General features: G+C 37.9%; 19 protein-coding genes. 17 read left to right on the plus strand and 2 right to left on the minus strand.

The features are described 5' to 3' along the window. The first annotated feature begins 86 nt into the window (after positions 1-86). The 5 genes from porG to CWD90_RS21360 all read left to right on the plus strand — a co-directional run bounded on the left by porG (position 87) and on the right by CWD90_RS21360 (position 5642). Positions 87-773, plus strand: a complete 687-nt coding sequence (porG, locus tag CWD90_RS21340) for a type IX secretion system protein PorG (protein ID WP_103478087.1) — start codon at positions 87-89, stop codon at positions 771-773. Between the two features lie 7 nt (positions 774-780). After that, the gene (locus tag CWD90_RS21345) at positions 781-1521 is read left to right on the plus strand and encodes an isoprenyl transferase (protein WP_103478088.1); all 741 of its coding nucleotides are present in this window, start codon (positions 781-783) and stop codon (positions 1519-1521) included. A 16-nt stretch (positions 1522-1537) separates the two neighbouring features. Next, positions 1538-4105, plus strand: a complete 2568-nt coding sequence (locus tag CWD90_RS21350; RefSeq protein ID WP_103478089.1) for a BamA/OMP85 family outer membrane protein — start codon at positions 1538-1540, stop codon at positions 4103-4105. A 105-nt stretch (positions 4106-4210) separates the two neighbouring features. Further along, a complete protein-coding gene (locus CWD90_RS21355) occupies positions 4211-5056 on the plus strand; it encodes an OmpH family outer membrane protein (protein WP_394335828.1) in 846 nt (281 codons plus the stop codon). Positions 5057-5132: 76 nt separating this feature from the next. After that, positions 5133-5642, plus strand: coding sequence for an OmpH family outer membrane protein (locus tag CWD90_RS21360; protein ID WP_103478091.1), 510 nt, complete (start codon positions 5133-5135; stop codon positions 5640-5642). 394 nt (positions 5643-6036) lie between these two features. Here CWD90_RS21360 and CWD90_RS21365 read toward each other — a convergent pair whose 3' ends face one another. Continuing rightward, on the minus strand, positions 6037-9087 hold the full coding sequence (locus tag CWD90_RS21365; protein ID WP_192878056.1) for a PVC-type heme-binding CxxCH protein: 3051 nt from the start codon (positions 9085-9087) through the stop codon (positions 6037-6039). Positions 9088-9428: 341 nt separating this feature from the next. On the opposite strand from CWD90_RS21365, the gene CWD90_RS21370 reads away from it, so the two are divergent. The 7 genes from CWD90_RS21370 to CWD90_RS21400 all read left to right on the plus strand — a co-directional run bounded on the left by CWD90_RS21370 (position 9429) and on the right by CWD90_RS21400 (position 14735). Then, positions 9429-10592, plus strand: a complete 1164-nt coding sequence (locus CWD90_RS21370; RefSeq protein ID WP_103478093.1) for an alpha/beta hydrolase family protein — start codon at positions 9429-9431, stop codon at positions 10590-10592. A 16-nt stretch (positions 10593-10608) separates the two neighbouring features. Then, positions 10609-11418 (plus strand): sulfurtransferase, encoded by an 810-nt coding sequence (locus tag CWD90_RS21375; protein WP_103478094.1) that lies wholly within the window; start codon positions 10609-10611, stop codon positions 11416-11418. A 109-nt stretch (positions 11419-11527) separates the two neighbouring features. Further along, positions 11528-11971: a BLUF domain-containing protein gene (locus tag CWD90_RS21380; protein WP_157941294.1), complete on the plus strand. Its 444-nt coding sequence runs from the start codon at positions 11528-11530 to the stop codon at positions 11969-11971. A 53-nt stretch (positions 11972-12024) separates the two neighbouring features. Next, positions 12025-12801 (plus strand): molybdate ABC transporter substrate-binding protein, encoded by a 777-nt coding sequence (modA, locus tag CWD90_RS21385; protein WP_103478096.1) that lies wholly within the window; start codon positions 12025-12027, stop codon positions 12799-12801. Further along, positions 12794-13195 carry a TOBE domain-containing protein gene (locus CWD90_RS21390; RefSeq protein WP_103478097.1) on the plus strand — a complete coding sequence of 134 codons (402 nt, stop codon included), beginning with the start codon at positions 12794-12796 and terminating at the stop codon, positions 13193-13195. Before modA ends, CWD90_RS21390 begins: the two co-directional genes overlap by 8 nt. Continuing rightward, positions 13195-13866, plus strand: coding sequence for a molybdate ABC transporter permease subunit (modB, locus tag CWD90_RS21395; protein ID WP_103478098.1), 672 nt, complete (start codon positions 13195-13197; stop codon positions 13864-13866). The genes CWD90_RS21390 and modB overlap by 1 nt, the downstream gene beginning before the upstream one ends. After that, complete coding sequence (locus tag CWD90_RS21400; protein WP_103478099.1) at positions 13863-14735, plus strand: ABC transporter ATP-binding protein; 873 nt, start codon at positions 13863-13865, stop codon at positions 14733-14735. Before modB ends, CWD90_RS21400 begins: the two co-directional genes overlap by 4 nt. Before the next feature lie 35 nt (positions 14736-14770). Here CWD90_RS21400 and gldA read toward each other — a convergent pair whose 3' ends face one another. Further along, positions 14771-15664: a gliding motility-associated ABC transporter ATP-binding subunit GldA gene (gene gldA, locus CWD90_RS21405; protein ID WP_103478100.1), complete on the minus strand. Its 894-nt coding sequence runs from the start codon at positions 15662-15664 to the stop codon at positions 14771-14773. Between the two features lie 473 nt (positions 15665-16137). Here gldA and CWD90_RS21410 point away from each other — a divergent pair, with 473 nt between their 5' ends. The 5 genes from CWD90_RS21410 (at position 16138) to CWD90_RS21430 (ending at position 21180) form a co-directional block, all read left to right on the plus strand. Further along, positions 16138-16968 carry a prephenate dehydratase gene (locus CWD90_RS21410; RefSeq protein WP_103478101.1) on the plus strand — a complete coding sequence of 277 codons (831 nt, stop codon included), beginning with the start codon at positions 16138-16140 and terminating at the stop codon, positions 16966-16968. Then, entirely contained in the window at positions 16962-18107 is a 1146-nt protein-coding gene (locus CWD90_RS21415; RefSeq protein WP_103478102.1) for a pyridoxal phosphate-dependent aminotransferase, read from the plus strand. The genes CWD90_RS21410 and CWD90_RS21415 overlap by 7 nt, the downstream gene beginning before the upstream one ends. 146 nt (positions 18108-18253) lie before the next feature. Continuing rightward, positions 18254-19114, plus strand: a complete 861-nt coding sequence (locus CWD90_RS21420) for a prephenate dehydrogenase (RefSeq protein WP_103478103.1) — start codon at positions 18254-18256, stop codon at positions 19112-19114. 9 nt (positions 19115-19123) lie between these two features. Next, entirely contained in the window at positions 19124-20206 is a 1083-nt protein-coding gene (locus tag CWD90_RS21425; protein ID WP_103478104.1) for a bifunctional 3-deoxy-7-phosphoheptulonate synthase/chorismate mutase type II, read from the plus strand. A 296-nt stretch (positions 20207-20502) separates the two neighbouring features. Next, entirely contained in the window at positions 20503-21180 is a 678-nt protein-coding gene (locus CWD90_RS21430; RefSeq protein WP_317045741.1) for a head GIN domain-containing protein, read from the plus strand. Positions 21181-21426: the final 246 nt, after the last annotated feature.

Here is a 21426-nt window from a genome sequence, read left to right on the forward strand (position 1 = left end):
AATCTGTTTATCAAGTGAGAACATGAATGTAATAATTTACTAGTCTAAACTACTGAAATTGTTATATTTGCAAACTTTTATAAATAATGAGGTTATTTTTTGCGGCAATTCTTCTTTTCATTTTTAATGAAACTAAGGGACAAACATATGAAGTTGGCCTATTTGCGGGAGGTGCTAATAATATAGGCGATGTTGGAAGGTCTAATTTTATTTTGCCTTCGGGTCCAGCGTTTGGTGGTTTGTTTAAATGGAACAAGAGTAAACGTTATGCTTGGAGGGCCAGTATTATATATGGCGAGTTTACTGCTAATGATGCTAAATCTGATATCCCCTCAAGGCAGCAGCGAAATTTTATAATGGACAATAGTGTTTTGGAGGCATCTGCAGGTTTGGAGTTTAATTTTGTGGAATATAATTTACATCAATTAGGTCCGGCATTTACACCTTATCTATATACAGGGGTTACCTATTTTAGATATGGGTATCATTATTTTGATGCTGCTCAATTGCAGGATATTGGACAAAAGGATGGGTCTTTTGCTATTCCAATGACCGTTGGGGCGAAATTAAGGATCAGTCAATTTTTTATCGTTGGGGCTGAAATTGGGGCTAGATATACTTTTACGGATAATTTGGATGCCAGTAATCCGCAAGGGTCCAATTATGAAGAATTTAGATTTGGAAATATTTTTAGTGATGACTGGTATGTTTTCTCGGGGGTTACTTTAACGTATACGTTTGGAAGGAAACCTTGTCAGGATTGCTTTCAGTAATTTTAAAATGAATAGTTTGGAAGAGGTGAAAATGAAATCATTGCCAAGACACATGGCCATAATTATGGACGGTAACGGGCGATGGGCAAAAGAAAAAGGAAAATTAAGGGTCTTTGGTCATGAGCAGGGAGTGAAAACAGTTAAAAGAACTGTTGAGGACTGTGCTAGATTAGGTTTGGAGTTTCTTACATTATATACGTTTTCCACCGAAAATTGGAACAGGCCAAAATTGGAGGTAGATACTTTAATGCGATTATTGGTGTCTTCCCTTAAAAAGGAATTGATAACCTTGAACAACAATAATATAAAGTTGAACACCATTGGCAATATAGCCTCTTTGCCCAAAAGTGCCCATAGGGAATTGTTGGATGTTATGGCGAAAACTAGTGGAAATACAGGAATGACTTTGACCCTCGCCCTTAGTTATGGATCTCGAGAAGAGATAAAAAATGCTGTACAACAGATAAGTATCAAAGTTAAAAATAATATAATTTCTCCCGAAAATATTGACGAAACCATTATTAATAACCATCTTTACACGCACAATTTACCAGACGTAGATTTGTTGATTCGTACCAGCGGAGAGCATCGAATCAGTAATTTTCTACTTTGGCAAATTGCATATGCAGAATTGTATTTTATTGATGTATTTTGGCCGGATTTTTCGGAGCAACATTTATTGGAAGCCATTAAAAATTACCAGAACAGAGAACGAAGATTTGGAAAAACTAGCGAACAACTCACCTAGAGACACGACAAGGTTCATGTCACTTGAACTTTTTATCACACTTTTATTCTTAATATGTACTACAATTGTCTCTGCACAGGATACGTCCTATGAAGATGGTAAAAGGTATATACTTGGGGGATTGGAGGTAACCGGATTGCAAAGTTACAACGAACAGACCGTAAAGACATACACGGGCTTAAGAATTGGGCAACCCATAACAGTACCTGGCGATGAAATCAGTGCCGTTATCAATAAATTATGGGGATTGGAGCTTTTTACAGATATAAGCTTCTATATCATTAATATTGAAGGGGAGAATGTTTTTCTTGAACTTAATATTATTGAGAGGCCTACGCTTTCCAATGTAACCGTTTACGGGGTTAAGAAAAGAAAGATTGATGAAATATTAAAGGATACCGATCTTAAAAAGGGGAAGAAGATTACCGAGAGCTTAATTGCGAATTCCAAGAATTACATTCAGAACAAATACAAAAAGAAAGGTTACCTAAATGCCAAGGTCAACATTGCTACAGCAAAAGACACCACCGATGCCAATACGCAGACAATGGTCATTAATGTTAAGCAAGGTGAAAAGGTAAAAATCAACGATATTGTTTTTGAAGGAAACGATCAGTTGTCAGACAAACAACTTGGTAAGGCCTTGAAAAAGACCAAGAAAAGAAAGTTTTACCGATTCTGGAAAAAATCCAAATATATTGAAGAGGATTACAAAACCGATTTAGTATCCCTAGTGGATAAATATGCCGAAAAAGGGTTTAGGGATGCCCGAATTATTTCGGATACTTTTGTAAAGGTTTCCGATGATTTGATCGATGTGAAGATTAAAGTAGAGGAGGGGAATAAGTATTATTTTGGGGATGTGGATTTTGTTGGAAACACCATATATACAGACCGTCAACTCGCCCAAGTATTGGGAGTTAGAAAGGGAGATACCTATAATGGGGTATTGTTGAGAAAACGTATCGCCGATGACTCCAAACCAGATGCTGAAGATTTGACCAATTTATATCAAAATAATGGTTATTTATTTTCCAGTATCAATCCCGTAGAAATCTCTGCTGAAAATGATACCATCAATTTTGAAATAAGAATTATTGAAGGGAAAGAGACTTTTCTTGATCATGTAACCGTAATTGGTAATGATAAGACCAATGACCATGTTATTTTTAGGGAGTTACGTACCAGGCCGGGCCAAAAATATAATAAATCGGACATTATTAGGAGTATCAGGGAATTAGGACAATTGGGATTCTTTGATGCTGAACAGATAAAGCCAGATATCCAAAATCCTGATCCAAATGCCGGAACAGTGGATATCGCATATAACTTGGTAGAAGCTGGTTCTAGTCAGATCGAGCTCCAAGGAGGGTATGGCGGTGGAGGTTTTATAGGCACCTTAGGGTTGTCCTTTAGTAATTTCTCCATGAAAAATTTATTTAATGGGGAGGCTTATAAGCCAGTTCCAATGGGAGATGGGCAAACTTTTGCCCTGCGTTTACAGGCCAGTAGGACCTATAGAGTGTATAGTTTAAATTTCTCAGAGCCATGGCTAGGGGGTAAAAAACCGGTAAGGTTTAATATGTCCCTTTCTAGAACCCAGCAATTCTATTATAACCCATATGTAAGTAGTAAACCGGATAAGAGCAAGCAATTTTCCATTACTGGAATTACGGCCGGTTTGGCCAAAAGGGTGCAATGGCCAGATGATTTCTTTACCATATCGCACTCTGTGGGATATCAATTATATAATTTTCAGGATTATAACTTAGGGCTTTTCAATTTCGGAAACGGAAAATCAAATTCAATAGCCTATACCCTTGGGATTTCTAGAAATGCTACTGGCGGTGGACGTATTTATCCAAGATCGGGCTCTAATTTTGAAATTACCGCCAAGTTTACCCCTCCATTTTCTTTGTTGAATAATATAGATTATAAGCAGCTTAATGAAGATCAGGAAGTAGCCATTGAGGAGACGAATAGTGAAGAAATTGAGCGTATAGACCAAGAACGTTTTAAATGGTTGGAATTCTATAAGGTTAATTTTAAAGGAGATTGGTATACAACCTTGGTTGATAAATTGGTATTGAGAACCAATGCCGAATTTGGATTTTTAGGAAGTTATAATGAAGAGGTAGGCAAGGTTCCATTCGAGCGATTTTTTGTTGGTGGAGACGGAATGGGTTCCTATACCTTGGACGGTAGGGATGTAATTTCTTTAAGGGGTTATGAGAATCAATCCTTAACACCATATAGTACGGATCCATTAAGTGGCGGACAAGTACAGGATGGCGGAATTGTGTACAATAAATATTCATTGGAGCTTAGATACCCATTAACACTAAAACCATCAGCTTCCATCTATGGACAGGTGTTTTTAGAGGCTGGAAATGCTTTCAACAATTTTCAAGACTTTAATCCGTTTGAGTTAAAAAGATCTGCCGGAGTGGGACTACGTATTTTTATGCCAGCATTTGGATTATTGGGAATTGATTTTGGATATGGATTTGATCAAGATTACAACCCCAATTCAACTGGACCTAGCGGTTGGCAAACCCACTTCATCATTGGACAACAGTTTTAATATATAGAAATTTGCAATTGTTTTATATGTTAAATGGTTCATTCTAAAATATTTAGTTATTTTGGCACGATATTTTCTATAGTATAAAAAGAAGATAGCATGAGAATTAAATCAAAAGTACTTTTGTTGCTAGTTGCAACTGCATTTGTCGCTAGTATTTCGGCACAAAGAGGGGTTAGGATCGGTTATGTGGATATGGAATATATCCTGGAGAATGTGGAGGAGTACAGAGAGGCTAATGAGCAATTGGCGGCCAAAGTACAGAAATGGAAATTGGAAGTGGATAAGGAGAAGGGAGAAATTGACCAGATGAAGAAGGATTTAATGGCAGAGAAGGTGCTGTTAACAGAGGAGTTGGTTTCAGAACGGCAAGAGGAGATCCAGATTTTGGAAAAGGAGATGTTCGATTATCAGCAGGATAGATTTGGTCCTCAGGGGGATTTGGTCCTTCAAAAAAGACGATTGATACAGCCTATTCAAGATCAAGTTTTTAATGAAGTACAGAAAATAGGGGCAAATAAAAAATATGATTTTATTTTTGATAAATCGGCAGATGTTGTAATGTTGTATTCCGAGAAAAGACACGATATTAGCGATCTTGTTTTACGAGGAATATCAAGGACTAGAAAAATAAGTGCTCCGAATAGAAAACAGGGGGCAAGAAATGATTTTGAGGACCTTGAAGAGGAAGAAGCGGAGGATAATATTAGCGATGCAATTATAGAAAGACAGGAGAAAGCAAAGCAGGCGGAAGAAGCAAGGACAAAGACAGCAGAGGAAAACAGGGCCGAACAGCTTAGGATTAGGGAAGAACGTAAAAAGGCATACGAAGAAAGAAGGAAAAAATTATTAGAAGAAAGAGAAGCCAAAAGAAATAAGGAATTGGAAGAGAGAAGTGGTAAAAGCGACTCAAAAGATGACGATGGAGAGGTATCAAAAGAAAATCAATAACATTGAATTAAGTTTAAACCAAATTACATTTTTATAACTAAATCATTAAATTAACACTCAAACATTAATTAAAATCATGAAACAAATTAAGAAAATAGCAGTAGCCATAGTTTTGTTCGTAGCAGCTACTAGTTTTGTTAACGCACAGGCCAAAATTGCACATATAGATGTACAGAAATTATTGTCCGAAATGCCAGAGATGAAAGCAGCTGATGCAGAACTTAAAAAATTACAGGAAACCTATAGGGCGGATATTGAAAGTTCCATGACCGAACTAAAGAATAAGTATACCCAATATTCAAATGAGTCATCTTCCAAGTCTGAAGAGGAAAACCAAAAAAGAGCTTTAGAACTTCAAGGTTTTGAAAAAAATATTGGTGAAGCACAACAGTCAGCTCAACAAGAATTGCAAAAGAAACAAGGTGAGCTTTTAGGTCCAATTACCGAAAAGGCTAAAAAAGCTATAGAAACTGTAGCTGCAGCCCAAGGATTGGATTACGTTATGGATGCTACCCAAGGTGGTGGATTGATCGTAGCTAAAGGAAAAGATATTTTGCCAGAGGTAAAGAAGCAGTTAGGTTTCTAATTTGCATTTAAAAGTATAAATCAAAGCCATGCATATGCATGGCTTTTTTTGTTGGTGAAATGCTGTTTTAAAAAAGTTGCTTTACATCAAATTTAAAGTAGTTAGTTGAACTAATCCCGCTTTAGAGCAGGATCTATATGAGTACAATGCCTAGAAGCTTGCTTGGACAATTGAAAAAATATTTTCACTTATAATGTCTCGTTCGGATTTGTCCTGCGGTTTTTTACTGGTACTAAGATTTTATTAATGTAGATGTCCTATTTGGAACTAGCTTTGGAAAATTGATCAAAATTCCCTTGAAAACTTGTAATGTGGGGTAGTGCCCTAATCGTTTTAAAGCCCTTTAACAAGGGATATTGGCATGAACAACCTCATGGTTATACACGATTCAATGTCATTCCAAGGCTTCTACCTTCAGTGTTCCTAAGTATTCTACTAGGTCTACTAAATCCTCTTCAGACATGATTTGGGCCAATCCTTGGGTCATTAAGGACTGATCCATAGCTTCTTGTTCAGCAATATCCTTCAATTCCAATACTTTTTGGGTCCCTCCCATCATTTTTAAAGTTATTTCATCTTCTGTCCTACTTAAAATGTACCCAGTATAAGCTTTACCGTCATTCATTGTAATTGAATATCCTTCAAACCCAAAATTAATTCCCGCACTGGGGTAAATTATACTGGAGTATAAGAATTGTTTTGAAAGTTTATTACCAATATCCGATAATTCAGGGCCAAAATCGGTTCCAGTACCCGTTGTTATATGACAAGAACTACAGTAGGTACTGTAAATTTCCTTGCCATGTGGGGCATCTCCCTTGCGTTCTGCTAAGGCACCAATGTCCAAGTTTCCTTCCGCCCGATTGTTCAAGAACTTTGGGGCATTGGTCCTGATCTCATTGTCCCAGCTCGTCATTAGCTTAAGTACGGCAGTGATTTTATATTCTTCGGCTAATGCTCCATTCTCCAACAATTGATATAATTCATGTTGTCCGGAACCTGTATTCCCCAATGTTTCTATCATTTTTCTGGTAACAGGATGGCTTAATTCCTTGTTGGTTATGGTTTTCTTTATCAGTGCTATGGCATCAGGGTTGGAGATTCCATTAAGCATTTCCAAAACTGCTATCTTTGAAGATTCCGGAGCTTCGGAATGAAGGAATTTGTCTATTAAGGGAGCGCCGTTGTTGCTGAATAATATATTTGCAGCTTCCTTACCTATATCTTTATTATTCCCTTTAACAACCACCCTGAACAAAGCCTCATTCTGATTTTTTAAATCTAGGTTTTTGATTGCCATGATCCATTCAGGGGTTCCTTCAATTTTGGGAAGTACCTCTTTTACTATTTTAGTATTTTTTGCGGAGCTATTTACAAATTTGGCATCCATTTGCCCTATAGCATATGCCTGAATTTGGTTTTGCAATGGATGGTTCCAAGCTAACATATTGATTAGGTAATTATCTTTTTGTGGATGATCTTTAAAATCAAATGCCCTAAAATAGGAAGCCAATTTGGAAGATGGCATATTCTTGTCCTCTATGAGGGATACCAACATTGGAAGCGATTCTGTGGCACCAACTCGCCATACTATTTCCTTTCCTGCTTCATTTTTCCAGTTATTTCCAACTTTGTTGATCCAAGCATTAAAATATAGGTCGGGAAATTGGTTTGCTCCTATACCCAGGGCTTCCAAAGACCAGCGATCCCCAGCGGTATGTTGCACGGCCAAATTGGCCCATTGTTCAGCAGCGGTCACAGTGCCAATATAGGTCAATGCTATAGCTGCCTCTCTTCTTACCTGGGGCGATTTATCATTACTGAGTCGGGACAGGTATTTTTCCAAATTTTCCTTCCCTTTAAAACGTGCCATACGAATACCTTGAATACGGAATTTGGGATTTTCGTCATTTAATGCCATTTCTATGTATTCGTTGCTTTTGGCGGGAATCTGCAAACCAAGCCAAAATGCACGTGCTTTTGCAATGTTGCCCTTAGCCAACAGCTCCTTTAAAAGTGGTTCTGAAGCCTCACCCATAGAATGCAATTTTTGCCAGGATTGATAAAAAATATCCATATTGCCAGATAGTATTCCTTTAACGGCTCCCTCTTCCGTATTAGGATCTATTGAAGCTAGGTCGTATTTTTCGGTTGTTGACAAACGGTAAATCCTACCCTGAGCAATGTCTTCCGCTTTATGTCCACCTACGCCACCATCATACCAATCGGAAATAAAAAGTGAGCCATCCGGAGCAATTGTAACATCATCGGGTCTAAACCAATCATCTTTACTTTTTATTATATTTTCAACTTTTGCGGTATAGCCTGCTTCCGATTCTTCTATAATGTAGGAGCGAACTACATTGTGGCCTGGTTCGGCATGTATTAGTTGGTTTTGAAATTTTAGTGGCAACATCTTGTCTTCGTAGACTAGGATGCCACATGGGGATCCCGATCCGGTCTGTAATAAATTTGGGACTGTTCCTGGATCGTTTAAATGCCAATGTCTTTTTGGAATTTCGTTGTGCCATCCAGCTCTTCTTTCTTTCCAACTTGCACCGGTTAATAAATCCCTATACCCGTAATTCCCATATTCCATGACATAATTTATGCGTGTTCCCCGATTGCCGTCATCGTCATTGTCCGATTGCCATAGTCCACCGTAGGAATCAATAGCGATTTCGAACGGATTTCTGAAATTATGACCTAAAACTTCAAGGTTTGTCCCATCCATATTCATCCTAAAAGCCATTCCTTCACGATATGGTTTACCATTGGCAACTATTTCTTGGCCATGTATGTCCATTATTGCCTCACCATTCTTGTCCAACAATTGTTTTCCGTTGTTGCCGAAGTTGAAATAGAGACGACCATCAGGCCCAAAAACAAAAGCATGTATGCCATGATCATGGTCTACGCCTTCAACGCCTGAGAAAAGGATTTCTTTCGAATCCGGAATGTCGTCCCCATTGTCATCAGTAAAAACAAAAACGTTTGGACTTACGGATATTATGACCTTATTGCCTAACACGGCTATACCTAGTGCTGCATTTATGTCCTCCCCCTGGTAGAAAACCTTAGAGGTGTCCGCCTTGCCATCACCATTGGTGTCCTCTAAAATTAGGATGCGATCTCCGGTTTTATCATAGCTGTTGTCCGGGTTTGCAAATAATCTGTAATTCCTAGCTTCGCATACCCATATTCTGCCTTTTGCATCGATGGCCATATTGGTAGGGTTCGTCACCATGGGTTCAGAGGCAAAAAGTTCAAGGCCTAATCCCTCTGCAACCTCCATAGAGGCCAATGCATTTGCTGGTTTTCTTTTATCATGTTCGGAGAGTGATGAAAAATCGATTTTGACTTTTGGCTCATCTTTACAAGCGTAAAAAGTGACTAGGGACAATATGATTATTAGGCCTTTAAAGGTTGTTCGGTTTAGAAACATGTGATGGTTTTTGGTTGAATTACCGCAATTTACCAAAAAAACCATCATGCATTCTAAAATAATGGAATAGGTGATCAACTAGGAATACGAAAAAGATATAATGCCAAAAGACCGACATTAAGATTTTGGTTTTTAGAGGTTTAGGGACGATTTAATAGAACTTGACTCTGAAATATAAAAACAATGGTGGAAAAGCGCTATTTTAGTTAACAGAATTGATTTGGCGGGAGCTATTTGGAATAACCTGTAGTATTGGTCGATGGATGATTTAAGCTGGGCACTTAACTGTGAAAAAAAAACGATAATTTATAAACGCTACAAGAAACTATTAACTTCGAAATATGAAAAACTTACTTAGTCTTATTGCAATTACTTTTTCCTGTTTAATGGTGAATAGTCAGGATAATATGTTATGCGTAGGAAGTCACTGGACTGAGGATGAAGGGAATATTGTAATGAAAGAATTTGCCTCGGAATGGACAGACCTGGAATCTTGGGAACAAAGGGCATCGAGAATAAGGAAAGGTATTGTCGAAGGAATGCAACTGGATAAGATGCCAAAAATAACCGGTAATTTCAATCCTATTATTAGAAATACCCGGCAGATGGATGGTTATATTGTAGAAAACATAGCCATTGAGAGCTTTCCTGGTTTTTATATTACGGGCAACTTATATAGACCGTTAAGTATGGAGGGTAAATTTGCGGCTATTCTAAGCCCTCATGGTCACATGAAAGATAAAAGGTATACAGATTATATTCAATGGCGCTGTGCGGCCCTGGCCAGGATGGGAGCTGTGGTTTTTGCTTATGATATGGTGGGCTATGCCGAAAGCAATCAGATAAACCATAAAATGCCAATCGCATTATTGTTGCAAACGTGGAACAGTAAACGGGTTTTGGAATATTTATTATCTAGGGCTGATGTGGATTCCCAACGTATTGGAATGACAGGCGCCTCTGGAGGCGGTACCCAAACCTTTCTCCTAACTGCCATAGATGATAGAATAAAAGTTGCAGCACCCGTGGTACAAGTTTCCGCCCACTTTTTCGGCGGATGCGTTTGTGAGAGCGGAATGCCCATACATAAAAGTACTGACCACCAAACCAATAATGTAGAAATAGCAGCCCTTTGTGCCCCTAGGCCCTTGCTCTTGGTTTCGGATGGTTCGGACTGGACAAGAAATACTCCTAGAGTGGAGTATCCCTATATACAAAAGGTATATGCATTGTACAATGCTGAGCATAAGGTGGAAAATGTTCATCTACCAGCCGAAAGGCATGATTATGGTTATAATAAAAGAACAGTCGTCTACAATTTTTTTGACCATCATCTAGATCTTAACGCCGGTAAAATTCCCTACGCGGAAGGGTATAAGGAGGATTTTGTTACTATTTTGACACCTGAGGAGTTAATGGTTTTTGGCCAAAATAATCCAAGACCGATAAATGCACTTCAGGGTGATGATGCAGTTATGAAATATTTGAAAATATCAGTCGATTAAAATAAAATAGTTGTTGATGAAAGATATTCTAGTATCTGCCGATTGGCTTAAGCAGCATTTGGATGAGCCCGAAATAGTAATTTTGGATGCCCGGATACGATATGATGCATCGGTTTCGAAAATGGATGATATTAGGATCAAGGGAGCTCGTATTTTTGATTTGGAAAATGAGTTTAGTGATAAGAATAGCCCATTTCCGAATATGCTTCCCAGTGCGTCCGAATTTGAAAAATCCTGTAGGAAATTGGGTATTGATAAATCGAGCAAAATAGTCGTTTATGACCATATGGGGATTTATGTAAGCCCTAGGGTCCGGTGGATGTTCAAAATTATGGGCCATGACAACGTAAGTGTCTTGGACGGAGGCTTTCCTGAATGGAAAAGCAAGCGGTATGCGACAGAAAATGGGGGTGGGCAGCAGTTTGATCTAGGTAATTTCACAGCACACCTCATTCCTGAATTGGTGGTGGATTATGAACAAATTAGGGAGAATATTATAAGTGAGAAGGCCTTGGTAATAGATGTCCGTTCCTCAGATCGCTTCCATGGCCTTGTTGATGAACCAAGAAAGGAACTAAGAAGAGGGAATATTCCCAATTCCATCAACATCCCTTTCGAAATGGTGCTTAAAGATGGCAAATACAAACCTGAGAGCGAATTGAAGAAAGTTTTTAAAGATATTTCAAAGGAAGAGAGGCCACTGGTGTTTAGTTGTGGCTCTGGTGTCACAGCATGTATTGTGTATATGGCCAGTGAAATGGCCCTTGGGAATTCCAAAAAGGTATATGATGGGTCCTGGACAGAATATGCACAAACAACAGTCTAAGTGGGACCTATTTTTGACGAAATAATAAAGCTTCCTAGACTGTTTAACCAATAGATTTCTTAATAAGGGCGTATTAGGTCGCACATTGCCCTTCTAAAATTTTCGTACTTTGCTTCAAAATAGTAATATGTACCAATTGACCTATTCCTCCAAGGCCTCACAGGAAATTACAGAAGAAGTTAATGCAAGTATTTTGGAAACTGCTCGTAACCGTAATAAAACACTTGGTATAACTGGGTGTTTGGTATTTCATAAATTTGCCTTTGTTCAGATTATAGAAGGTGATAAGAATAGAATAAAATCACTTTTCGATGAGATAAGGGTAGATAAGAGGCATTACGATGTAAAGGTATTGTGGGAAGGGAATAATGAAGAAAGAAATTTTAGTGACTGGAATATGGCCTATTACACAGTGCCAATACGTGGTGGGCAAAACGAGGAGATGAAAAATTTTGAACGCAATTTATTTTTATTATCAGAGCTATCTGAAGCTTCAACCACCGCTTTGAATATGTTCTGGAAAAGTGTGGGCAAACTTATTACCAAAAAATAAATCACTTGGTATTCTTCGCTGTCTGTTTTAAAAATATATAATTTGTCCAATATATGAAAATTTTTGATGGTTCAGTCCAGCGATTGTTGAGGTTCATCTTGCTGATTTTTATATTTTCGACATGTCAGGATAATCACAGTAAGAAAATTAGGGTTGCCACTGCAGCCAACATGAGGGCTGCCATGGAAAAGTTGACCAAGGACTTTGCCTTTAAATCTGGGGTGGAATTTGAATTGATAGTTGGTTCATCAGGTAAATTAACTGCGCAAATTTTAGAAGGAGCCCCATATGATATTTTTGTAGCGGCAAATATGAAATATCCAGAGGCTGTTTTTAATGGCGGAAAGGCTAGTAGTTCTCCTAGAGTCTATGCAAACGGACAATTGGTATTATGGTCAATGGCCGAGAATACTCCGGTTACAATTAATGATCTGTCCAATTCCCTGATTGAACACATTGCTTTGGCAAATCCTAAAACTGCTCCATACGGCCTTGCTGCTGTGGAAGTTTTGACGCATTACGGGTTGTATGAAACTTTGGCGCCAAAATTGGTTTTTGGGGAAAGCATTGGTCAGACCGATCAATTTATTGTTTCCAAAGCGGCGCAAATAGGATTCACGGCGCTATCAAGCGTATTATCTCCGGAAATGAGGGGTAGAGGTAGGTGGACTCTTATAGATCCATCATTATACACCAACATTGATCAGGGCGTGGTCCTTGTAAATCGAGATGGAGATAATAATCCGGAGGCTCAAATTTTTTATGATTTTCTTTTTACCCAAGAAGCCAAGGAGATATTAAAAGAATTTGGATATTTGATGGATGAATAGTTTTCTAGGGCATATTACAGATATTGAAACTAATGGAAATATGTCCATAGTTTATGTCGAGGTAGATAAGGGGGTAGAACTAATGTCAATAGTAATTGATACACCACAAACAGCCACATATTTAACAAAGGGCAATAAAGTAAATGTCCTGTTTAAGGAAATAGAGGTAGCTATCAGTACACAAACGGAATTGAGAATTAGTATAGAGAATAAGATTTTTGGAATCATTTCCGACATGGAAATTGGCGTTTTGATGAGTAGATTAATTGTGGATACCAATTTGGGTGAGGTTGTTGCCATAATTAGCAGTAGGAGTGTAAAGGATTTGGAGTTGGTTAAAAGTATGAAAGTGACGATTATGGTTAAATTGAACGAAATAATACTGGCACCATAATGGATTGGCAACCTCTAGTACTCACTTTTAAACTTGCGGCAATAACTACGGCAATATTATTTGTAATTTCTATTCCAATTGCCAATTGGCTCTCCAATACCAAATCGAAAATAAGGCCGGTCATAGAAACTTTGGTAAGTATGCCTTTGGTGCTACCACCAACCGTATTAGGTTTTTATATGCTTGTGGCCTTTAGCCCTGAAAATGCCTTAGGGAGTTGGTTAAATGAATGGCTGGGAATAAAACTTATATTTTCTTTTGGTGGCTTAGTGTTGGCTTCGATCATATATAGTCTTCCGTTTATGGTGCAACCTATTCAAGCAGGGTTGTCCTCGTTGCCATCTACGCTTCAAGAAGCTTCATATACTATGGGAAAATCAAAATTCACCACCCTCCTAAAGGTATTATTGCCCAACATTAAACCCTCGCTTCTGACAGGGGTTGTTCTTTCCTTTGCCCATACAGTTGGGGAATTTGGAGTGGTTTTGATGATAGGAGGGAATATGCCGGGTAAAACCAAAGTCGCTTCAATTGCTATATATGATGAAGTAGAAGCACTAAATTATCAAGCAGCCAATAGCTATTCTTTGATTTTATTTTCAATAACATTCATTATTCTACTTTTGGTTTATCTTACTAATGGGGGGTATTTTAAACGCTTTGTCCCATGATTCAGTTAAACCTACAAAAAACATTTAAGTCCGTTGGAGGAAAAATAGACCTTAATTTGGAATTGAACATTAAAAAAGGGCAATTTGTTACCCTGTTCGGAGAATCCGGTGCCGGGAAAACCTCTACTTTAAGGATGCTCACGGGCTTATTGAAGCCGGATAGTGGAATTATCACAGTAGGTGGGACAACATGGTTTGATGGCCTGAAAAATATTAACCTTATCCCGCAACAACGTAAGGTGGGCTATGTTTTTCAGGACTACGCCCTCTTCCCAAATATGACCGTTAAACAAAACCTGGAATATGCCCTTCTGAAAAAACAGGATAAAGCCATAATTGCAGAATTGTTGGATTTTGCCCAACTCAATGAATTTCAACATAGAAAACCAGAAACTCTTTCAGGGGGACAGAAACAACGGGTGGCATTGGCCAGGGCACTGGTCCAGCGGCCAGAGATTTTGATATTGGACGAGCCATTATCGGCCTTGGACCTAAAGATGCGGGTAAAATTGCAGGAGTATTTATTGCAAATTCATAAAAAATATAAACTTACTACGATTCTGGTGAGTCATGATATAGGTGAAATTGTAAAATTATCGGATTACGTATTTGAGCTTCATAACGGTAAGGTAATCAAGAAGGGTGCGGCCACAGATTTTTTTGGTCTTAACAAAACCAGTGCTAAATTTAGGTTCTCGGGTGAAGTCCTGAAAATAGAGCAGGAGGATGTTATTTATGTAATCTCTGTCCTTATCGGTAACGATATCATTAAGGTAGTTTCGGACCGCTCAGAAGTTTCCGATTTAAAGGTAGGGGATAAGGTTCTTGTAGCGTCAAAGGCTTTTAACCCTATAATCCAAAAATTATAGGATTTGGTTATGTTGGCGTCTGAGGATTTATAGGTTTAAAGGGTCATCTCTGAAAACAGGCTCTCCAGATTCTTGTTTTTTCTACTTAATTGAAGGGTCTTCAATTGATTGTCATGGGCAAAATCGAACAGCACAGGTCGCATATCTAAAGTAGTATTAAAGGTAACCTCATAAACAAAACCACCTATGTTTTTAACTAGGATTACATGGGGCAGTTTATTCAGAAAAGCTTCTTCTACCCTAAAATCAAATTCCACTACCAATACTTGGTCCTGCCCGTCCCGTAATTCTGAAAGTTTTTTGTCTGCCACTAAGGTTCCTTTATTTATGATCAAAACTCTATCGCAGACGGCTTCTACCTCTTTCATAACGTGCGTGGAAAGCAGAATGGTCTTTTCTTTTCCAATTTCCCGAATCAATTTTCTTATTTCCAACAATTGATTGGGGTCCAGACCGGTGGTTGGTTCGTCGAGGATCAAAACCTCCGGATCGTGCAACAGTGCAGCTGCAAGTCCAACCCTTTGCCTGTAGCCTTTGGAAAGCTGCCCAATCTTTTTGTTTGCTTCTGGGGTAAGGCCCGTTTGCAGAATGACCGTATTGACCCTTTCCTTGTCTACCTTATAGACATCGGCATTAAAACCTAGATATTCCCTTACGTACATATCCAAATACAGCGGATTGTGTTCAGGAAGGTATCCAATGCTTTTTTGAACATTCTTTTTGTCCTCTTGAACGTCAAATGAATTTACAAATGCCTGACCTTCATCTGGGGAATGGTAGGTGGTCAGAATTTTCATCATGGTGGATTTACCCGCTCCATTTGGGCCCAAAAAACCAACAATTTCCCCTTTTTTAATACTAAAGGAAACTTTGTTCAATGCTTTTTGGTCTCCAAAGGATTTAGTGACATTTTTTACTAGGATGGACATGCGTGAACTTTTTATCAAAAATAATGCAAATAAGTGAAAACTAGTTTTAATTATTATTGGATAAAATATTGACAGTCAATGTGGGATTGTTATTTTCGAAATAATTAGGGTATAGATTTCTGCTTCTTAATTCGTAAAATTTGATGGATTTAGGGGGTAAATCGATATTTTTAATTGCTTTAAACTGAAATAAATAAAAAAAACATTACTTAGATGTTGGTTTTTAAATATAATTATTACTTTAGCCAAAGTTTTACAAGAAAAATGACAAAGCAATATTTCTGGAACGGTTTTTATTTTTACTTCTTTTTTAAGGGAGGTATGGGACTGTTCTAGCTTATTTTAAAGTATATATAGATAGAAAAAAGTCCTGTGAAAACCAGGACTTTTTTTTTGGATATAACTTTCAAAATTAAAAGCTATACGGATCAAAGTTGAAAGACCATAATAGGCGGCAAATAATTTGAAAAAAGGTGAAGTTAAAAATTGCAATACAGGGTATAAAAGGTTCTAACCACCATCAAGTGGCAAAGGATTATTTTGGTGATGATGTTACATTCGTTGAATGTTCATCCTTTGATATATTGGTGGATCACCTAATTAATAAAACAGCGGATCAGGGGATAATGGCCATTGAGAATTCCATTGCGGGATCTATTATACCTAATTATGCATTGTTGTTCCATAAAAACCTTCATATTATCGGGGAGCAGTATTTAAATATTCATCATAACTTAATGGTCTTAAAAGGTCAGACGATAGAGGGTATTCAGGAGGTGCGTTCGCATCCTATGGCATTGCTGCAGTGTAATGAATTTTTTAAAAATTATAAGCACATTAAGCTGGTGGAAGATGTGGATACGGCGGAAACCGCTAAGAGAATCCAGGAAGGTCAACTAAAGGGGATAGCTGCCATTGCACCCAAAGTGGCGGCAGAATTATACGATTTGGAGATTATTCATTCGGAAATACAGACAATAAAGGATAATTCTACTAGGTTTATCATTGTAAAGACTCAAAATAAGGCCTTGCCCGAGGATGAAATAAATAAAGCGTCAGTACGTTTTATAACAGACCATAAGCGTGGAAGTCTTGCGGCAATATTGAACGTGATGAGCGATTGTAATCTGAATCTTACAAAGATACAATCGTTACCAGTAATAGAGAAGCCATGGAAGTATTCCTTCTTTGTGGATGTTACCTTTGAAAAGTATAAAAATTTTTCAAAAGCAAAAGCGTTGTTGGAGATTATGGCGCAACAATTTAAAGTATTGGGTGAGTATAAAAATGCCAGAGTATTATGATTACGGCGAATAGATTAAATACAGTTGAAGAATACTATTTTTCTAAGAAACTTAGAGAAGTAAGGGGGTTGATGGCCGAAGGTCGTCCCATTATCAATATGGGTATCGGAAGTCCTGATTTGGAACCATCCATAGCTGTTCAGAATGCAGTGAAAGATGCACTTGGGCATGATGGGGCACATCAATATCAAAGTTATCAAGGTTTGCCCGAACTGAGGGAGTCATTTACTTCATTTTACAAGGATAAATTTGGTGTGGTTATAAACCCACAAACTGAAGTGTTACCTTTAATGGGGTCCAAAGAGGGTATCATGCATATTAGTTTGGCCTTTTTAAACCCTGGAGATGAGGTGTTGATTCCTAATCCCGGATACCCAACATATACATCGGTAACCAATTTGGTGGGCGCAGTGCCACGATATTATGATTTGATCGGTGACAATGGCTGGTTTCCGGATTTAGAGGTGTTAAAAAGTCAAGACCTTTCAAAGGTGAAGATAATGTGGACCAGTTATCCACATATGCCCACCGGAGCTACGGCAAGTAGGGAGCAATTGACCCATCTGGTGGCTTTTGCAAAAGAGAAGGATATTTTATTGGTTAATGACAACCCGTACAGTTTTGTATTGAACCAACATCCCATAAGTATTTTGGAGATAGAGGGTGCAATGGACGTGGCTCTGGAATTAAATTCACTGAGTAAAACCTTTAATATGGCCGGCTGGCGTGTAGGGATGGTTTTTGGGAATAGCGAGCATATCAATGCCGTTTTAAAGGTGAAAAGCAATATGGATTCTGGGATGTTCTACGGAATTCAAAAGGGGGCCATAGCGGCCTTAAACAGTAGTGAGTCATGGTTTAGTGATTTGAATAAGGTGTATGGTGAGCGGAGGGAATTAATGTTCGCATTGGCCGATAAGTTAAACTGTACCTATGATAAAAATTCTGTAGGGATGTTCGTGTGGGCTAAGTTGCCTTCCGGAGTTGCGTCTTCCGAGAAATTTATTGACTCGGTGCTCTATGATAAGAACATTTTTATTACGCCAGGGACAATTTTTGGTTCAAACGGAGAGGGGTATATTCGATTCTCCTTATGTGTCACGGCCGATAAGATTAAGGAAGCAATAGATAGGTTTTGAAAAAAATGAAAATAAGAAAGCTTAATGTCCATATTTTGGAATGGGGTCGAGGTATTTTCATAGTTAATCGATAATAATTGAAAATCCCGGTTTTTTTTGGGAATATTGTAGTTGTTCTGCTTATTTGGAACTAATGATTAGATAGTATGAATGTATTTGTAATCGGTATCGGATTAATTGGAGGGTCTTTGGCCAAGGATATTAAGCGTAACCGGCCGGACTCTAAAATTTACGGAATAGATGCTAGCGAGGCACACTTGGATGAGGCCCTGTTATTATCTTTGATCGATGAAAAGACAGATTATGGCCAACTTCACTTGGCCGACTGCGTAATAGTAAGTATTCCGGTAGATGTTATGGTTCTGGAATTGCCCAAAATATTGGATGCCGTAAATGATAATGCTATAGTGCTGGATGCAGGGTCCACCAAATCGTTAATTTGCAAAGTTGTAGAAAATCATCCGAAAAGGCGAAATTTCTTGGCTTGTCACCCCATTGCAGGAACTGAGTTTTCAGGACCTTCGGCTGCTATAGAGGGGTTGTTTATGGGAAAGACGAATATCATATGCGAAATAGAGAAGACGGCCTTTAAATTGCAGGAAAAGGCATTGGGGATTTTTCAAGAAATGGGTATGCGGATCCGTTATATGAACCCAGAGGCACATGATAAACATATAGCCTATGTTTCACATTTGTCCCATATAAGTTCATTTATGTTGGGAAAGACAGTAATTGAGAAAGAAAGGAATGAGCGTGATATTTTTGACATGGCTGGAAGTGGTTTTGAAAGCACTGTGCGCTTGGCTAAAAGTTCACCATCTATGTGGACCCCTATTTTTAAGCAAAACAAGGAAAACGTAGTAGAAACCTTAGGGGAATATATTCAAAACTTGAAGGAGTTTAAAGCCATGTTGGTTGCAGATGACTATGAAGGCATTTATAATGAAATGAATAGTACGAATAAAATAAAGGAAATATTAAACGGAATACCACTTAACAAAAAATAGAGTATAGAAATGGAAAATTCAAAACAAATGAGAACATGGTTGGACGATATGAAATTGGACCATCCGTTAGTAATTGCCGGGCCTTGTAGTGCGGAAACAGAGGAGCAAGTGCTTCGAATTGCCAATGAGTTAAAAGATACCGATGTAAATTACTATCGTGCTGGTATCTGGAAGCCAAGAACACGTCCTGGAATGTTTGAAGGAGTGGGTGCTTTAGGTTTAAAGTGGTTGCAAAAAGTTAAGGCGGAGACAGGTATGAAAACCTGTACTGAGGTAGCTAATGCTGCTCACGTTAAGTTGGCATTGGAACATGACGTTGATTTATTGTGGATCGGTGCACGTTCAACGGTTAGTCCATTTATTATGCAGGAAATTGCTGATGCACTAGAGGGAACAGATAAAATTGTATTGGTAAAGAATCCAGTAAATCCGGATTTGGCATTATGGCTAGGTGGAATTGAAAGATTATATACTGCCGGAATTAAAAATTTAGGAGCCATACATAGAGGTTTTTCTACTTATGAAAAAACAAAATATAGGAATATTCCAGAATGGCAATTAGCTATTGAATTTCAAAATAAATTTCCAGATTTACCTTTAATTAATGATCCTTCACACATTACAGGGAATAGGGAAATGATTTTTGATGTTTCCCAAACAGCCTTAGATCTTAATTTTGATGGTTTGATGATCGAGACTCATTTTGACCCGGATAATGCTTGGAGTGATGCTGCCCAACAGGTAACTCCATCCAAATTGATCCAGATTATGAGAGATTTGAAAATTAGAAAAGAAACTGATGCAGAAGTAGGGTACAATAGTGAACTTAGTAACCTAAGGGCGCAAATAGATGTTCTTGATAGCCAGTTTATCGAAATGCTTGGGAAGAGAATGAAAATATCAGATGGTATTGGTGCTTTAAAAAAGCAGAAGAACGTTGCCGTATTGCAGAGCAATCGTTGGAATGCTATTTTAGGCAATATGATTTTGGAAGGTGAGGCTAAAGGTTTAAGTGAGGAATTTGTTTTAAAGATGTTTAAAGCAATTCATCAAGAATCAATTAATCATCAGGAGAAAATAATAAACTCATAAACTATTTTATTGGTTGACCGTTAAAACCACGCCTAATGGCGTGGTTTTTTTATTTAATGGAATGTGCTTTTACACTAGATATAAATAGGTCACTTGGAAAAATTAAAGTCTTGGACTTACAAAGATATTCTCCTGCTTAGAGCAGGATTATGATCGTTGGCCTGTTAAAAAGTTAATTGTTTCATTAAATAAGTGTAACAAATGGACTTTTGTTACATCTTTACCAAGAAAATAGATTGAAAATTCTAATGTTTCCCCAAATTTTAATGGAAAAATGTAATAACAAAAATTTAAGGATGATGAAAAATATTTTGGTAATAGGATTCCTTTGCTTATCGCTCGTAGGATTTTCGCAAAGAACAGTTGATAAATCCGTGGGTGACTTTAAAGAGGTGAAAGTTTATGATTTAATAGAAGTAAACCTTATTAAATCGGAAGAAAATAAGGTTTTGGTAAAAGGGGACAATGTTGATGATATACAAATTGTAAATAAGAACGGAGTCCTTAAGATAAAAATGGTACTGGATAAAAAGTTTCACGGGGAAAATACCTTTGTAGAGGTGTATTTTAAAAATATAGACTTAATTGATGCGAATGAGGGAGCAAGAATTACGGTCAACGAAACCTTAAGTCAAGAAAAGATAGAATTAAAGACTCAAGAAGGCGCAAAAATAAAAGTAGGACTTGATGTGCATCAATTGATCGTACGATGTGTTACCGGCGGTAATGTTGAGGCCTCTGGAAAGACAATAAATCAGGAAGTAGTCCTAAATACAGGCGGAGTTTTTGAGGGAAAACCACTTCTTAGTGAGAAGGCCAGTGTTAAAATCACCGCTGCTGGAGAGGCTTCAATGTTTGCAACGGAAGCAATAGATATTAATATAAAAGCTGGTGGAGACGTGTACGTTTATGGTAATCCTAAAGAGGTAAATAAGAATACGTTTGCAGGAGGAAGAGTAAAAATTATGGAATAGTTTAGCTTAACCGTAAAAAGAAACTATTTTAAAATTCAGGTTAACTACAAAGATATTGCTTCAAGCACTGAGCCCGACCAAATGGCGGGCTCAGTGCTTTATTGCCGTTGAAGATTATTTCTGACACTATCCCGCAAACTGTGTAAGTTAAAAATAACCAGGGTTTGACTTTTATTTAAAGTCTGACCCTTTTTTCATAGATCGTAAGGAACTGATTTAAAATAATGCCCCAGTTCCTGATGGGCA

This window comes from Arenibacter catalasegens (assembly GCF_002909235.1).
Taxonomy (GTDB): Bacteria; Bacteroidota; Bacteroidia; order Flavobacteriales; family Flavobacteriaceae; genus Arenibacter; species Arenibacter catalasegens.

Bases quoted from the DNA above. Each gene is read 5' to 3' on its own strand.
- porG (WP_103478087.1), top strand. From the start codon at position 87: ATGAGGTTATTTTTTGCGGCAATTCTTCTTTTCATTTTTAATGAAACT.
- CWD90_RS21345 (WP_103478088.1), top strand. From the start codon at position 781: ATGAATAGTTTGGAAGAGGTGAAAATGAAATCATTGCCAAGACACATG.
- CWD90_RS21350 (WP_103478089.1), top strand. From the start codon at position 1,538: ATGTCACTTGAACTTTTTATCACACTTTTATTCTTAATATGTACTACA.
- CWD90_RS21360 (WP_103478091.1), top strand. From the start codon at position 5,133: ATGAAACAAATTAAGAAAATAGCAGTAGCCATAGTTTTGTTCGTAGCA.
- CWD90_RS21365 (WP_192878056.1), bottom strand. From the start codon at position 9,087: ATGTTTCTAAACCGAACAACCTTTAAAGGCCTAATAATCATATTGTCC.
- CWD90_RS21370 (WP_103478093.1), top strand. From the start codon at position 9,429: ATGAAAAACTTACTTAGTCTTATTGCAATTACTTTTTCCTGTTTAATG.
- CWD90_RS21375 (WP_103478094.1), top strand. From the start codon at position 10,609: ATGAAAGATATTCTAGTATCTGCCGATTGGCTTAAGCAGCATTTGGAT.
- modA (WP_103478096.1), top strand. From the start codon at position 12,025: ATGAAAATTTTTGATGGTTCAGTCCAGCGATTGTTGAGGTTCATCTTG.
- CWD90_RS21390 (WP_103478097.1), top strand. From the start codon at position 12,794: ATGAATAGTTTTCTAGGGCATATTACAGATATTGAAACTAATGGAAAT.
- modB (WP_103478098.1), top strand. From the start codon at position 13,195: ATGGATTGGCAACCTCTAGTACTCACTTTTAAACTTGCGGCAATAACT.
- CWD90_RS21400 (WP_103478099.1), top strand. From the start codon at position 13,863: ATGATTCAGTTAAACCTACAAAAAACATTTAAGTCCGTTGGAGGAAAA.
- gldA (WP_103478100.1), bottom strand. From the start codon at position 15,664: ATGTCCATCCTAGTAAAAAATGTCACTAAATCCTTTGGAGACCAAAAA.
- CWD90_RS21420 (WP_103478103.1), top strand. From the start codon at position 18,254: ATGAATGTATTTGTAATCGGTATCGGATTAATTGGAGGGTCTTTGGCC.
- CWD90_RS21425 (WP_103478104.1), top strand. From the start codon at position 19,124: ATGGAAAATTCAAAACAAATGAGAACATGGTTGGACGATATGAAATTG.
- CWD90_RS21430 (WP_317045741.1), top strand. From the start codon at position 20,503: ATGATGAAAAATATTTTGGTAATAGGATTCCTTTGCTTATCGCTCGTA.